Below are 14,443 nucleotides of genomic sequence, written 5' to 3'. Positions count from 1 at the left end.
CCGTCCCGCTGGCAGGAGGGGAAGGAAGAATGCTGATCCTCGGCCTGGACCCTTCGCTCAGTTGCACTGGCTGGGGTCTGGTGCGGGCCGAGGGCGCGCGGCTGTCCCACATTGCCAACGGTCAGATCCCGACCGATGCCAAGGCACCGATGGCCGAGCGGCTCGCGGCATTGCACGCGGCCGTTTCCGAAGTGATCGCGCAGCACCGCCCGGACCGCGCCGCGGCCGAGGAGGTCTTCGCCAACAAGAATCCGCAATCGACGCTCAAGCTGGCGCAGGCCCGCGGCGCCGTGCTCGCGGCCTGCGGCGCCGCGGGTCTCGACGTGCGCGAACATGCCGCCCGGCTGGTCAAGAAAGCGGTCGTCGGCACCGGCGGCGCCGAGAAGCCCCAGGTCCAGGCCATGCTCAAGATCCTGCTGCCCGGCGCGGCAATCGCCGGGCCGGACGCGGCCGATGCCCTCGCCGTCGCCATTGCCGACGCACACCTGAAAGGATGCTGATGTTTCTCGTCGTATTCCGCAACCGCAAGCGATCCGACATCGATTACCCCGCCTACGACGCCGAAGCCGACCGCATGCTCGAACTCGCGCAGGCACAGCCCGGCTTTCTCTCGTTCAAGAGCTACACCAGCGAGGACGGCGAAGTCGTCGCGCTGTCGGAATGGGAGGACGAAGCCTCCGCCCGCGGCTGGGGCCGCGTGGCCGAGCACCGCGTGGTCCAGACCCGCGGGCGCAACGAGTTCTACGAGAGCTACACGCTGTTCGCCTGCGACGCACCGCGCATCCATCAATTCAACGGCAAAGGCGCGGCATGAGCATCGAGGTCTATGGCATTCCCAACTGCGATACAGTCAAGAAGGCGCGCAAATGGCTCGACGCGCGCGGCATCACCTACGCGTTCCACGACTACAAGAAGGAGGGCGCCGATCCCGAACGGCTGCAGCAATGGATCGCGGCGGCGGGCGTCGACACGGTGCTCAACCGGCGCGGGACGACGTTTCGCAAACTCTCCGAGGCCGAGAAGGCGGATATCGACGACGCCAAGGCCGTCACGCTGCTGCAACAGCATCCGAGCATGATCAAGCGGCCGGTGGTCGAATATCCCGGCGGTCTGCTCGTGGGGTTCAAGGAGGACGAATGGGCCGCAGCTTTATCCTGAGCGCGCTGGCGGCGCTCGCATTGGCAGCGCCCATAGCGGCGCAGGAAGCACCTCCGGGGGTGCTCGTGATCGCCCACCGCGGTGCGAGCGGCGAGAGGCCCGAGCACACGCTCGCAGCCTACGAACGCGCGATCGATCAGGGTGCCGACTATGTCGAGCCCGATCTCGTGGCGACCAGGGACCGCGTGCTCGTTGCCCGGCACGAGAACGAGATTTCCGGCACCACCGACGTGGCGGACCACCCGGAATTCGCCGACCGGCGGACCACCAAGGCAATCGATGGCCAGCAGGTGACCGGCTGGTTCGTCGAGGATTTCACCCTGGCCGAACTGCGCACGCTTCGCGCGAAGGAGCGGCTACCTGCCCTGCGCCCCGGCAATGCGCGCTTCGACGGGCTCTACCAGATCCCGACCTTCGCCGAGATCGCCGCGCTGGTGAAGGCGAAGGAGGCGGAGACGGGCCGCCGGATCGGCCTCTACCCCGAACTCAAGCATCCGCAGTTCCTGCTGCAGCACGCAGGCATCGATACGGTCGACCTGCTGCTGCGCGAACTGACCGCTGCCGGGATCGAGGCCGACGATCCGGTCTTCATCCAGAGCTTCGAGATCGCGCCGCTCAGGCGCCTCGATGCGCGCAGCGACTACAAGCTGGTGCAGCTCGTCGGGGTAGAGGGCGGACCGGCGGACGAACCCGCCATGCGCTACAGCGCGATGGTCACCATGGATGGCGCGGCGAGGATCGCCGAATATGCCGATGCGGTCAGCGCGGATATCAGGCTCCTGCTGGAGGAAGACGGCACGCCCAGCGGACTGGTCACCGCCGCCCACGCCGCGGGATTGAAAGTGCATGCCTGGACGCTCCGAAAGGAGAACGCGTTCCTCCCGCCCCCGCTGCGCCGCGACGAGAGCGAAGGCGCGCGCGGTTGCCCGGAGAAGCTGTGGGCTCTGCTGGCGAGAGCGGGTGTCGACGGGGTGATTGCCGACGATCCGGCCCTGGCGGTGGCCGCACGCGCGGGCGCAACGTGCGAGCGGCCCGAGTGATGCGACCGCGCGGGTGCCTGCGGTCGCATTCGTATCCACGGCCGCGCTTTTCCTTGTCTTGGCCCGCGCCTCTGGCGTAGCGCAGCATCCATGCAAAAGCTCGATCCGCGCGCCCGCAAGGTCAAGATTCTCGCCACCACCGGCCCAGCCAGCCGCGAACCTGCCATGCTGCGGCGGCTGTTCCGCGCCGGGGCCGACGCCTTTCGCGTCAACATGAGCCACGGCGATCACGCGACCCATGCGGAAACGATTCGCACAATCCGCGCGCTGGAGAAGGAGTTCGGCCGGCCGATCGCGATCTTCTGCGACCTGCAGGGTCCCAAGCTGCGGGTCGGCGAGTTCAAGGACGGGCAAGCGGTGATCCGCCATTCCGGCCACTTCACGCTCGACCGCAATCCCGAACCGGGCGACGAGACCCGCGTCCACCTGCCGCACCCGGAACTGTTCGGCCTGCTCAGCAAGGGCCAGCGGCTGCTGATCAACGACGGCAAGATCCGCCTGCGCGTCATCAAGGCGGACGAGAACGAGATCCTGTGCTCGGCGGAAGTCGGCGGGGTGATTTCGAACCGCAAGGGCGTCAACGTGCCCGATGCCGAGATCCCCATTCCGGCCTTGACCGAGAAGGACCGCAAGGATCTGGCCTTCGCCGTCGAGCAGGGCGCCGACTGGATCGGCCTCTCGTTCGTCCAGCGGCCGGACGACCTTGCCGAGGCGCGCAAGCTGATGGGTGGCCCGGGCGCGCACGGCACTTCGCTGTGTGCCAAGATCGAGAAACCCATGGCGGTGCGGCGGCTGGACGAGATCATCGAACTCGCCGACGGGATCATGGTCGCGCGCGGCGATCTCGGCGTCGAGCTCGAGCCGCAGGAAGTGCCGCCGCTGCAAAAGAAGATCGTCAACAAGGCGCGCACCGCGGGCAAGCCGGTGATCGTGGCGACGCAGATGCTCGAATCGATGATCGAGAGCCCTGCCCCGACCCGCGCCGAAGTCTCCGACGTTGCCAACGCGGTCTATGACGGCGCCGACGCGGTCATGCTCAGCGCCGAAACCGCCGCAGGCGAATGGCCCGAGGAAGCGGTCACGATCATGGACAAGATCGCGACCCAGGTGGAGCGCGACGACGCCTATCTCGAACGCGTGCGTTTCCTCGACACGCCGCCCGACCGCACCACCGCCGACGCGCTCGCGCATGCCTGCATGACGATCGCCGACACGGTCGTGATCGAGGCGATCACGGTCTTCACGGGCACCGGCTCGACCGCACGGCGCGTCGCGCGCGAGCGGCCCAGCGTGCCGATGCTGGTGCTGACGCCCTCCATGGCCACGGCCCGCCGCGTCGCCCTTCTGTGGGGCGCGCACGCCGTCGTCACGAAGGACATCGGCAGCTTCGAGGAGATGATCGCCAAGGGCAAGCGCATGGCGCTGCGCCACGGCTTCGGCCGCGCGGGCAGCAAACTCATTGCACTCGCCGGCGTGCCGTTCGGGACGCCGGGCTCGACCAACCTGCTCCATGTCGTGACGCTGGCGGGCGACGAGTTGGAGAAGCACGAGGGTTAGGCGCCGGTCTTCCCGTCATCCGATCGCGGGCCGCAAAGCCACCCTGGTGGAAAGCGATCCCAGCGTTCGCTGGGATGGCGATGGTTAGTGTCCCTTCGCGGCCCGCTCCAACCTCGCACGCGCCTCGGCCTCTCCGATCAGCGGCAGCAGCTGGGCCATATCCGGGCCGTGGTCCATGCCGGTGAGCGCCTGGCGCAGCGGGAGGAACAGCGCCCTGCCCTTGCGCCCGGTCGCTTCTTTCAGCGCGCCGGTCAGGGCGTGCCACGGGTCCTCACCCCATTCGAGCGCCCGCGCAGCGCCGGCGAGATAGGCGCGGTCCTCGGCCGAGAAATCCGGCTGCTCGATCGGGCCGGTGACGACCCGCCATAACTCGGCCGCGTCACCCACGGTCGCAAGATTGGGACGGATCGCGTGCCAGCCCGTCGCATCCATCCCTTGCGGCAGGCGGTCGGCGACCGCGCCGTAATCGAGCTGGTGGACGATCGCGGTGTTGATCCGTTCGAGTTCGGCCTCGTCGAACCTGGCCGGGGCCCGGCCGAAGGTCGCGAGGTCGAACGTCTCGATCAGCGCATGCCGGTCCGCGATCGGCTCCACGGGAAGCGACGTGCCGATCCGCGCCAGCAAGGCGACCAGCGCCTCCGGCTCGATCCCGCGCTCGCGGAAGGCATCGCAGCCGAGTGAACCGAGCCGCTTCGACAGCTTCCCCTCGCTTCCCACCAGCAGCGCCTCGTGCGCGAAACGCGGCATCTGCCCACCGTCGGCCAGCGCGCTGAACATCTGGACTTGCACGGCGGTGTTCGAGACGTGGTCCTCGCCGCGCAGAACGTCGGTCACGCCCATGTCGAGATCGTCGACCGCGCTCGGCAGCATGTAGAGCCACGAACCGTCGGCGCGGCGCACCACGGGATCGGAAAGCTGCGCCGGATCGAACTTCTGCGGGCCCCGAATGCCGTCGTCCCAGGCAATCGGCTCGTCGTGATCCAGCTTGAAGCGCCAGTGCGGTGCGATTCCCTCGGCCGCCTTTGCCGCATGATCCGCCTCGCTCAGCGTCAGCGCCGCGCGGTCATAGACCGGCGGCAGCCCGCGACCGAGCAGGATCTTGCGCTTGAGATCGAGCTCCTGCGCAGTCTCGTAGCAGCGATAGACCCGGTCCGCCGCGCGCAGCCGCTCGAACGCCGCTTCGTAGCGATCGAGCCGCGCCGACTGGCGTTCCTCCCCGTCGGGGTCGAGCCCGAGCCAGGCGAGATGGGTGCGGATCGCCGCGACGTATTCCTCTTTCGAGCGCTCGGCATCGGTGTCGTCGATCCGCAGCAGGAAACGGCCACCGTTCTTCCGGGCGAGCATCCAGTTGTGCAGCGCGGTGCGGATATTGCCGACATGCAGGCGCCCCGTGGGCGAGGGAGCGAAGCGGGTGATCACGGTCATGCCCGGCCCGATAGCCGAGCCGCGCGCCTATTGCGAGAACAGGGTGACGCTGTGCCCGCCGCCCGACAGCTCGATCCCGTTGGAGGGTGTCCGCTCGGCCTGCGTCACCGCATCGAGCGCGGCCGCAAGGCGCTGCTGCTCTGGGTGGACGGCGATTTCGCACACCGCCCGGTCGGCCGGGCGTTCGGTCGTCAGCGCTCCCCCTTCATAGGTGTAGGTCCAATCGAACCCGGCGCAGCGCGGATCGTAGAAGATGTTCGTCTCGGTGACCGACAGGGCGATGCCGATCTGCCCGCCTACTTCGGTCCCGTCGATGCCGGCTACGCGGTATTCGCCGATCAGAGAGGCCGGCGCTTCGCGCGATGGCGTCTGCTCCACGGTCTCGGTCGGCGAAGACGTGGCCTGCGGCGGCGGCGCGGCGGAGTCCTCGGTCTGCTGACAGGCGGCGAGAAAGGCGGCCGAGGCGAGAAGGAGCGGGTAGCGGCGCATATCGGCTCTCCATCGATTACGGCCATGATCTAGCGCCGACTTCACGCACGAAAAAGCCCCGCCGGATCGCTCCGGCGGGGCTTCTTATCGCTTGGGACGAGGCTTTCTTATTCCTCGTCGGCAGCCTGGGTCGCTTCACCCTCGTCCGACTGCTGCAGGTATTCGCCCGCATCCGCGTCGGTGCCGTGGGTTTCGCCTTCGACCCGCGCCAGCGGATCGTCGCCGATCGCCGCCTCGGGGCCCTGTGCAAGCTCCGCCTCGTGCTCTTCGGCAGCCGTCTGCGCTGCGACCAGCGCTTCCTGCTGCTTCTTCCACTGGGCACGCAGCGCAGCGTCGCGGCTGGAGGCGGTAATGCGGACGCGGTTCATCGCCGCGCCGGTGCCGGCGGGGATGAGGCGGCCCACGATCACGTTCTCCTTGAGACCGATCAGCGTGTCCTTCTTCCCTTCGACCGCCGCCTGCGTGAGCACGCGGGTGGTCTCCTGGAACGACGCGGCCGAGATGAAGCTGCGTGTCTGCAGGCTCGCCTTGGTGATCCCGAGCAGGATCGGCGTGCCCTCGGCCGGCTTCTTGCCCTTGGTGAGCTTCGAGTTGACCTCGTTCATTTCCTCGAGGTCCACCTGCTCGCCCGGCAGCAGCGTGGTGTCGCCACCGTCGGTGATCTCGACCTTCTGCAGCATCTGGCGAACGATCACCTCGATGTGCTTGTCGTTGATCTTCACGCCCTGGAGCCGGTAGACTTCCTGGATCTCGCTGACGAGGTACTCGGCGAGTGCCTCGACCCCGAGAACCTCGAGGATGTCGTGCGGGTTCGGGCTGCCCGAGATCAGGGTGTCGCCCTTCTTGACGAAGTCGCCTTCCTGGACGTCGATCACCTTGGTCTTGGGGATCAGGTACTCGACCGCATCCCCTTCCTCCGGCACGATCGCGATCTTGCGCTTGGCCTTGTACTCGCGGACGAATTCGATCTTGCCCGAAATCTTGGCGATGATCGCATTGTCCTTCGGCACGCGCGCCTCGAACAGCTCGGCAACACGCGGCAGACCGCCGGTGATGTCGCGCGTCTTGGCAGCTTCACGCGAAGCGCGGGCGAGAATGTCGCCGGCCTCGACCTGCTGGCCGTCCTCGACCGAGAGCGTGGTGCCCGGGGCGAGCATGTAGCGCGCGGCCTCGGTCTCCTCGCCCTTCTTGCCGCCTTCCTCGCCCAGCAGGGTGAGGCGCGGACGAAGATCGTCCTTCTTGCGGCTGGTCGTGCGTAGTTCGGTGACGACGCGCTGGGCGATGCCCGTGGCCTCGTCCACGCGCTCTTCCATCGTCTGGCCGTCGACCAGATCCTGGTAACGCACCACGCCCGACTGCTCGGTGATGATCGGCAGGGTGAACGGATCCCACTCGGCCAGGCGTTCGCCTTCCTTCACCTTGGCGCCGTCCTTGTGCATCAGCACGGTACCGTAGGGGACCTTGTGGATCTCGCGCTCGCGCCCTTCGGCGTCGATCACCGCCAGCTCGCCGTTGCGGGCGAGGCTCAGGATCCGGCCCTTCTTGTCGGTGATGGTCGGCATGTCGCGATAGACGACCTTGCCGTCCGACACCGCCTCGAGGTGGCTCGTCTCGTTGAGCTGCGCCGCACCGCCGATGTGGAAGGTCCGCATCGTAAGCTGCGTGCCCGGCTCGCCGATCGACTGCGCCGCGATGACGCCCACGGCCTCGCCGATGTTGACCGGCGTACCGCGCGCCAGATCGCGCCCGTAGCAGGTGCCGCAGACGCCCTGTTCGGCCTCGCAGACCAGCGGCGAACGGATCTTCGCGACTTGCACTTCGGCGTCCTCGATCGCCTTGACCATCGGCTCGTCGAGCAGCGTGCCCGCCTTGACGATGACTTCGCCGGTCTTGGCGTTGACGAGATCCTCCGCGGTCGTGCGGCCAAGGATACGCTCGCCGAGCGAGGCGATCACCGAGCCGCCCTGAACGATCGCGCGCATCTCGAGCGCGTTCTCGGTCTTGCAGTCGTCCTCGACGATCACGCAGTCCTGCGACACATCGACCAGACGGCGGGTCAGGTAGCCCGAGTTCGCCGTCTTGAGCGCGGTGTCGGCCAGGCCCTTACGGGCGCCGTGGGTCGAGTTGAAGTACTCGAGAACGGTGAGGCCTTCCTTGAAGTTCGAGATGATCGGCTGTTCGATGATCTCGCCCGACGGCTTGGCCATCAGGCCGCGCATGCCGGCGAGCTGCTTCATCTGCGCCGGCGAACCACGCGCACCCGAGTGACTCATCATGTAGATCGAGTTGATCTGGGTCTCGCGGCCGTCGTCGTCCTTCGTCCGCGACTTGATCTTGTCCATCATCGCGTCGGCCACCTGGTCGCCGCAGCGGCTCCAGGCGTCGATCACCTTGTTGTACTTTTCCTGCTGGGTGATCAGGCCGTCCTGGTACTGCTGTTCGTAGTCGGCAACGAGCGCCTTCGTTTCCTCGACCAGCTTCTCCTTCTCCTGCGGGATGATCATGTCGTCCTTGCCGAACGAGATGCCCGCACGGAACGCGTGGCGGAAGCCGAGCGCCATGATCGCGTCGGCGAACAGCACCGTGTCCTTCTGGCCGGTGTGGCGATAGACCTGGTCGATGACGTCGCCGATCTCCTTCTTGGTGAGAAGGCGGTTGACGATGTCGAACGGAACCTTGTGGTTCTTCGGCAGACATTCGCCGATCAGCATGCGGCCCGGAGTGGTCTCGAAGCGCTTCATGACGACGTTGCCGTCCTCGTCCGCCTGCGGAACGCGGCTGACGATCTTCGAGTGAAGCGTGACCGCACCGACGTGAAGCGCCTGGTGCACTTCGGCCATGTCGGACAGCAGACGGCCCTCGCCCGGCTCGCCCTCGCGGTCCATCGACAGGTAGTAGAGACCCAGCACCATGTCCTGCGAAGGCACGATGATCGGCTTGCCGTTGGCGGGCGAGAGGATGTTGTTGGTCGACATCATCAGCACGCGCGCTTCCAGCTGCGCCTCGAGACTCAGCGGGACGTGCACGGCCATCTGGTCGCCGTCGAAGTCGGCATTGAACGCGGCGCAGACCAGCGGGTGAAGCTGGATCGCCTTGCCCTCGATCAGCACCGGCTCGAACGCCTGGATGCCGAGGCGGTGGAGCGTCGGCGCGCGGTTCAGGAGGACCGGGTGCTCGCGGATGACTTCATCCAGGATGTCCCAGACTTCCTTGCGCTCCTTCTCGACCCACTTCTTCGCCTGCTTGAGGGTCATCGACAGACCCTTGGCGTCGAGGCGCGCGTAGATGAACGGCTTGAACAGTTCGAGCGCCATCTTCTTCGGCAGGCCGCACTGGTGCAGCTTGAGTTCCGGCCCAGTCACGATGACCGAACGGCCCGAATAGTCGACGCGCTTGCCGAGCAGGTTCTGTCGGAAGCGGCCCTGCTTGCCCTTGAGCATGTCGGAGAGCGACTTCAGCGGACGCTTGTTGGCGCCGGTGATGACACGGCCGCGGCGGCCGTTGTCGAACAGCGCGTCGACCGCTTCCTGCAGCATGCGCTTCTCGTTGCGCACGATGATGTCGGGCGCGCGAAGCTCGATCAGCCGCTTGAGGCGGTTGTTGCGGTTGATGACGCGGCGGTAGAGGTCGTTGAGGTCCGAGGTCGCGAAGCGGCCACCGTCGAGCGGCACCAGCGGGCGCAGCTCGGGCGGGATGACCGGAATGACCTCGAGGATCATCCACTCGGGACGGTTGCCCGATTCGATGAAGCTCTCGACGACCTTCAGGCGCTTGATGATCTTCTTCGGCTTGAGCGCGGACTTGGTGGTCTCGAGCTCTTCCAACAGGTCGGCCCGCTCCTGCTCGAGGTCGAGATCCATCAGCATGATCTTGACGGCTTCCGCGCCGATCCCGGCGGTGAAGGCGTCCTCGCCGTATTCGTCCTGCGCGTCGAGCAGCTCGTCCTCGGTCAGGAGCTGGAACTTCTCGAGCGGCGTCAGGCCGGGCTCGGTGACGATATAGGCCTCGAAATAGAGCACGCGCTCAAGCTGCTTGAGCTGCATGTCGAGCAGCAGGCCGATGCGCGACGGCAGCGACTTGAGGAACCAGATGTGCGCGACCGGAGCGGCGAGCTCGATATGGCCCATGCGCTCGCGGCGGACCTTGGTCACGGTCACCTCGACGCCGCACTTCTCGCAGACGACGCCCTTGTACTTCATGCGCTTGTACTTGCCGCACAGGCACTCGTAGTCCTTCACCGGACCGAAGATGCGCGCGCAGAACAACCCGTCACGCTCGGGCTTGAACGTGCGGTAGTTGATCGTCTCGGGCTTCTTGATCTCGCCGAACGACCACGAACGGATGCGCTCGGGGGAGGCGATCCCGATCTGAATCTGGTCGAAGGTTTCCGGCTTCGCGAGCTGGTTGGTGAATTTGGTCAGTTCGTTCATGACTTCGTTTCCCTAACGGGTGAATTCGCGGGGCGGTGGAGGGGGCCGAAGCCCGCCTCCGTTACTCCGCCGCTTCCGGCCACTGGTCCTGCTCGTCGTCCTCGTCGGTCAGTGACTTGAGTTCGACATTGAGGCCGAGGCTGCGCATTTCCTTCACGAGCACGTTGAAGCTCTCCGGAATGCCGGCTTCGAAGGTGTCGTCGCCCTTGACGATCGCCTCGTAGACCTTGGTCCGGCCGATCACGTCGTCCGACTTCACGGTGAGGATTTCCTGCAGCGTGTAGGCGGCGCCGTAGGCCTGGAGCGCCCAGACCTCCATTTCGCCGAAGCGCTGGCCGCCGAACTGCGCCTTGCCGCCCAGCGGCTGCTGGGTGACGAGCGAGTAGGGGCCGATCGACCGGGCGTGGATCTTGTCGTCCACCAGGTGGTGCAGCTTGAGCATGTACATGTGCCCAACCGTCACCTTGCGGTCGAACGCGTCGCCAGTGCGGCCGTCGTAGAGCCTCACCTGGCCCGAGCCGTCGAGCCCGGCGCGCTCGAGCATCCGGGTCACGTCCGGCTCGCGTGCGCCGTCGAACACCGGAGTGCCCATCGGAACGCCCTTAACCAGATTGCCGGCGAGCTCGACGATCTCGGTCGGAGAACGCGCCTCGATCTCGTCGTGGTACTGCTCGCCGTAGACGTCCTTCAGCTTCTCGCGGACTGCTTCGGGCGGTTGACCCGCTTCCGCATCCGGATTGGCCGCACGCCAGTCCTCGAGCGCCGCGGCGACTTGCTGGCCGAGCCCGCGGGCCGCCATGCCGAGGTGCGTTTCGAAGATCTGCCCCACGTTCATACGCGAAGGCACGCCGAGCGGGTTGAGCACCATGTCGACATAAGTGCCGTCTTCCATGAACGGCATGTCCTCGATCGGCAGGACGCGGCTGATGATGCCCTTGTTGCCGTGACGGCCGGCCATCTTGTCGCCAGTTTGCAGCTTGCGCTTCACCGCGACGAAGACCTTGACCATCTTGAGCACGCCGGGGGCGAGTTCGTCACCGCGCTCGAGCTTTTCCTTGCGGTCCTCGAACTTGTCCTGGATGCCCTTCACCGCCTCGTCGTATTGCGACTTGACGGCTTCGATCTGCGCCTGGCGGCCATCGTCCGCGACCGCGAACTTGAACCACTCGTGCCTCTCGACGCCGTCGAGCACCTCTTCGGTGATCTCGGTGCCCTTCTTGACGCCCTTGGGCGCGGCCGAAGCGGTCTGGCCCAGCAGCATGTCCTTCAGGCGGTTGTAGGTCGCCCGATTGAGGATAGCGCGTTCGTCCTGGCTGTCCTTGCGCAGGCGCTCGATTTCCTCGTTCTGGATCGCGCGGGTACGGTCGTCGATCTCGATGCCGTGGCGGTTGAATACCCGCACCTCGACGATCGTGCCGGAGACGCCCGGCGGCAGACGCAGCGAGGTGTCGCGCACGTCGCTCGCCTTCTCGCCGAAGATCGCGCGGAGGAGCTTTTCCTCCGGCGTCATCGGCGATTCACCCTTCGGCGTGATCTTGCCGACCAGAATGTCGCCCGGGTGCACTTCGGCGCCGATGTAGACGATGCCCGCCTCGTCGAGGTTGCGCAGCGCTTCCTCGCCGACGTTGGGGATGTCGCGGGTGATGTCCTCCGGCCCGAGCTTGGTGTCGCGGGCCATGACCTCGAATTCCTCGATGTGGATCGAGGTGAACACGTCGTCCTTGACGATGCGTTCGGAGATCAGGATCGAGTCCTCGTAGTTGTAGCCGTTCCACGGCATGAACGCGACGAGGCTGTTCTTGCCCAGCGCCAGCTCGCCGAGATCGGTCGAGGGGCCGTCGGCGATGATGTCGCCCGGCTCGACCGTGTCGCCCACCTTCACCAGCGGACGCTGATTGATGCAGGTGTTCTGGTTGGAGCGCTGGAACTTCTGCAGCGTGTAGATGTCGACGCCGGACTGGCCGGGTTCGACATCGCCAATCGCGCGGATCACGATACGGGTCGCGTCCACCTGGTCGACCACGCCGCCGCGGGTGGCGGAGATCGCGGCGCCCGAATCGCGCGCCACGGTCTCTTCCATGCCGGTGCCGACGAACGGCGCTTCGGCCTTGAGCAACGGCACCGCCTGGCGCTGCATGTTCGAGCCCATCAGCGCGCGGTTGGCGTCGTCGTTCTCGAGGAACGGAATCAGCGATGCGGCGACCGAGACGAGCTGCTTGGGGCTGACGTCCATCAGCGTGATCTGCTCGCGCGGGAGCATCACGAACTCGCCGTTCTGGCGAGCCGAGACCATCTCCTCGACGAACGAACCGTCCTCGTTGAGCTCGGCCGAAGCCTGCGCAACGGCATGCTTCTGCTCTTCCATCGCCGAAAGATAGACGACTTCGCTCGTCACCTTGCCGTCGATGATCTTGCGGTACGGCGTCTCGATGAAACCGTACTTGTTGACCCGGCTGAAGCTCGCGAGCGAGTTGATCAGGCCGATGTTCGGCCCTTCCGGCGTCTCGATCGGACAGATGCGGCCGTAGTGGGTCGGGTGCACGTCGCGGACTTCGAAGCCAGCGCGCTCACGCGTGAGGCCGCCCGGCCCGAGCGCCGAGACGCGGCGCTTGTGGGTGACTTCCGACAGCGGATTGGTCTGGTCCATGAACTGCGAGAGCTGGCTCGAACCGAAGAACTCGCGCACCGCGGCGACCGCGGGCTTCGCGTTGATCAGATCGTTCGGCATCACGGTCGAGACGTCGACCGAGCTCATCCGCTCCTTCACCGCGCGCTCCATGCGCAGCAGGCCGATGCGATACTGGTTCTCGAGCAGTTCGCCGACCGAGCGGACGCGGCGGTTGCCGAGGTTGTCGATGTCGTCGACCTCGCCCTTGCCGTCCTTCAGGCCGACCAGTTCCTTGACCACCGCGAGGATGTCTTCCTTGCGCAGCGTGGTCACCGTGTCCTCGGCATCGAGGCCGAGGCGCATGTTGAGCTTCACGCGGCCGACCGCGGAAAGGTCGTAACGGTCCGAATCGAAGAACAGGCCTTCGAACAGCGCTTCGGCGGTTTCCTTCGTCGGCGGCTCGCCCGGGCGCATGACCTTGTAGATCGCCTCGAGGCCCTCTTCACGGTTCTCGGCCTTGTCAGCCTTGAGCGTGTTGCGGATCCAGGGGCCGGTGTTGATGTCGTCGATGTCGAGCAGCTCGATCCGGTCGACGCCAGCCTTGTCGAGCACCTCGAGATTCTCGGGGCTGACTTCGTCGCCGGCTTCGATCCAGATGCGGCCGGTCGCCTCGTCGATCATGTCCTTTGCCGCATAGCGGCCGAGGATTTCCTCGGTCGGAATGAGCAGATCCTTCAGGCCGTCCTTCAGCGCCTTGTTGGCGGCGCGCGGCGAGATTTTCTGGTTCGCGGCGAAGACTTCTTCCCCGGTCGCCGCGTCCACCAGCGGGAAGGCCGGCTTGGCGCCGCGCCACTGGTCGGGCACGAACGGCATCTTCCAGCCCTCGCCCTTCTTGCCGGAGACACGCTCCCACATGACGGTGTCGTAGAAGCGGTGGAGGATTTCCTCGCTATCGAGGCCCAGCGCATAGAGCAGCGCCGTGACCGGCAGCTTGCGCTTCCGGTCGATGCGGACGTTGACGATGTCCTTCGCGTCGAACTCGAAGTCGAGCCACGAGCCGCGGTAGGGAATGACGCGCGCAGCGAACAGCAGCTTGCCCGAGCTGTGCGTCTTGCCGCGGTCGTGATCGAACAGCACGCCCGGCGAACGGTGCATCTGCGAGACGATCACGCGCTCGGTGCCGTTGATGAGGAAGGTGCCGTTCTCGGTCATGAGCGGCATGTCGCCCATGTAGACGTCCTGCTCCTTGATATCGAGCACGGAACGGGTCTCGGTCTCCTGATCGACTTCGAACACGATCAGGCGCAGCGTGACCTTCATCGGCGCCGCGTAGGTGATGCCGCGCTGGCGGCACTCGGTCGTGTCGTACTTCGGCGGTTCGAGCTCGTAGTGCACGAAGTCGAGCTCGGCAGTGCCGGCGAAGTCGCGGATCGGGAAGACGCTGCGCAGCGTCTTCTCCAGGCCGGAGACATAGTCGATCGAAGGATCGGAGCGCAGGAACTGCTCGTAGCTCTCGCGCTGGACCTCGATCAGATTCGGCATTTGCACCACTTCGTGGATGTCGCCGAAAATTTTACGGATGCGCTTCTTCGCGGTGCCGGTGTTGGCCGATGCTTTCGCGCCGGTCGCCTTTGCCTTCGTCGCCATGGAGGTGATTCGCCTCTTCGTGTGCTGCGCCGGAGACTTGGCCCCGGCATCGTGAAACTCATGCCCACGCGTGCCCCTAACGGTCAGGG

General features: G+C 66.2%; 9 protein-coding genes. 5 read left to right on the top strand and 4 right to left on the bottom strand.

The window, feature by feature from the left end:
- Positions 1-29 precede the first annotated feature (29 nt).
- From ruvC to pyk, 5 genes are all read left to right on the top strand, one after another.
- A complete protein-coding gene (gene ruvC / locus D2V04_RS03090) occupies positions 30-500 on the top strand; it encodes a crossover junction endodeoxyribonuclease RuvC (RefSeq protein ID WP_119511882.1) in 471 nt (156 codons plus the stop codon).
- Entirely contained in the window at positions 500-814 is a 315-nt protein-coding gene (locus tag D2V04_RS03085; protein WP_119511949.1) for an antibiotic biosynthesis monooxygenase family protein, read from the top strand. Before ruvC ends, D2V04_RS03085 begins: the two co-directional genes overlap by 1 nt.
- Positions 811-1,158, top strand: a complete 348-nt coding sequence (locus D2V04_RS03080) for an ArsC family reductase (protein ID WP_119511881.1) — start codon at positions 811-813, stop codon at positions 1,156-1,158. The genes D2V04_RS03085 and D2V04_RS03080 overlap by 4 nt, the downstream gene beginning before the upstream one ends.
- Positions 1,137-2,198 (top strand): glycerophosphodiester phosphodiesterase family protein, encoded by a 1,062-nt coding sequence (locus tag D2V04_RS03075; protein ID WP_119511880.1) that lies wholly within the window; start codon positions 1,137-1,139, stop codon positions 2,196-2,198. Before D2V04_RS03080 ends, D2V04_RS03075 begins: the two co-directional genes overlap by 22 nt.
- Before the next feature lie 90 nt (positions 2,199-2,288).
- Entirely contained in the window at positions 2,289-3,755 is a 1,467-nt protein-coding gene (gene pyk, locus D2V04_RS03070; protein ID WP_119511879.1) for a pyruvate kinase, read from the top strand.
- An 84-nt stretch (positions 3,756-3,839) separates the two neighbouring features.
- Here the strand turns inward: pyk and gltX are convergent, their stop codons facing one another.
- The 4 genes from gltX to rpoB all read right to left on the bottom strand — a co-directional run bounded on the left by gltX (position 3,840) and on the right by rpoB (position 14,354).
- Entirely contained in the window at positions 3,840-5,180 is a 1,341-nt protein-coding gene (gene gltX / locus D2V04_RS03065; RefSeq protein ID WP_119511878.1) for a glutamate--tRNA ligase, read from the bottom strand.
- A gap of 27 nt (positions 5,181-5,207) precedes the next feature.
- Complete coding sequence (locus tag D2V04_RS03060; RefSeq protein WP_119511877.1) at positions 5,208-5,669, bottom strand: hypothetical protein; 462 nt, start codon at positions 5,667-5,669, stop codon at positions 5,208-5,210.
- Positions 5,670-5,776: 107 nt separating this feature from the next.
- On the bottom strand, positions 5,777-10,099 hold the full coding sequence (rpoC, locus tag D2V04_RS03055) for a DNA-directed RNA polymerase subunit beta' (RefSeq protein WP_119511876.1): 4,323 nt from the start codon (positions 10,097-10,099) through the stop codon (positions 5,777-5,779).
- Positions 10,100-10,160: 61 nt separating this feature from the next.
- A complete protein-coding gene (gene rpoB, locus D2V04_RS03050) occupies positions 10,161-14,354 on the bottom strand; it encodes a DNA-directed RNA polymerase subunit beta (protein WP_119511875.1) in 4,194 nt (1,397 codons plus the stop codon).
- Positions 14,355-14,443 lie beyond the last annotated feature (89 nt).

Source organism: Pelagerythrobacter aerophilus (genome assembly GCF_003581645.1).
GTDB classification, from domain to species: Bacteria; Pseudomonadota; Alphaproteobacteria; order Sphingomonadales; family Sphingomonadaceae; genus Pelagerythrobacter; species Pelagerythrobacter aerophilus.
The sequence above is the reverse complement of the archived record's forward strand: the minus strand, read 5'-3'. Positions and strand labels throughout refer to the sequence as shown.

What these genes read in the sequence shown, in the direction of transcription:
- D2V04_RS03080 (WP_119511881.1), top strand. Translation starts at nt 811, where the DNA reads ATGAGCATCGAGGTCTATGGCATTCCCAACTGCGATACAGTCAAGAAG.
- rpoB (WP_119511875.1), bottom strand. Translation starts at nt 14,354, where the DNA reads ATGGCGACGAAGGCAAAGGCGACCGGCGCGAAAGCATCGGCCAACACC.
- D2V04_RS03060 (WP_119511877.1), bottom strand. Translation starts at nt 5,669, where the DNA reads ATGCGCCGCTACCCGCTCCTTCTCGCCTCGGCCGCCTTTCTCGCCGCC.
- gltX (WP_119511878.1), bottom strand. Translation starts at nt 5,180, where the DNA reads ATGACCGTGATCACCCGCTTCGCTCCCTCGCCCACGGGGCGCCTGCAT.
- pyk (WP_119511879.1), top strand. Translation starts at nt 2,289, where the DNA reads ATGCAAAAGCTCGATCCGCGCGCCCGCAAGGTCAAGATTCTCGCCACC.
- D2V04_RS03085 (WP_119511949.1), top strand. Translation starts at nt 500, where the DNA reads ATGTTTCTCGTCGTATTCCGCAACCGCAAGCGATCCGACATCGATTAC.
- D2V04_RS03075 (WP_119511880.1), top strand. Translation starts at nt 1,137, where the DNA reads ATGGGCCGCAGCTTTATCCTGAGCGCGCTGGCGGCGCTCGCATTGGCA.
- ruvC (WP_119511882.1), top strand. Translation starts at nt 30, where the DNA reads ATGCTGATCCTCGGCCTGGACCCTTCGCTCAGTTGCACTGGCTGGGGT.
- rpoC (WP_119511876.1), bottom strand. Translation starts at nt 10,099, where the DNA reads ATGAACGAACTGACCAAATTCACCAACCAGCTCGCGAAGCCGGAAACC.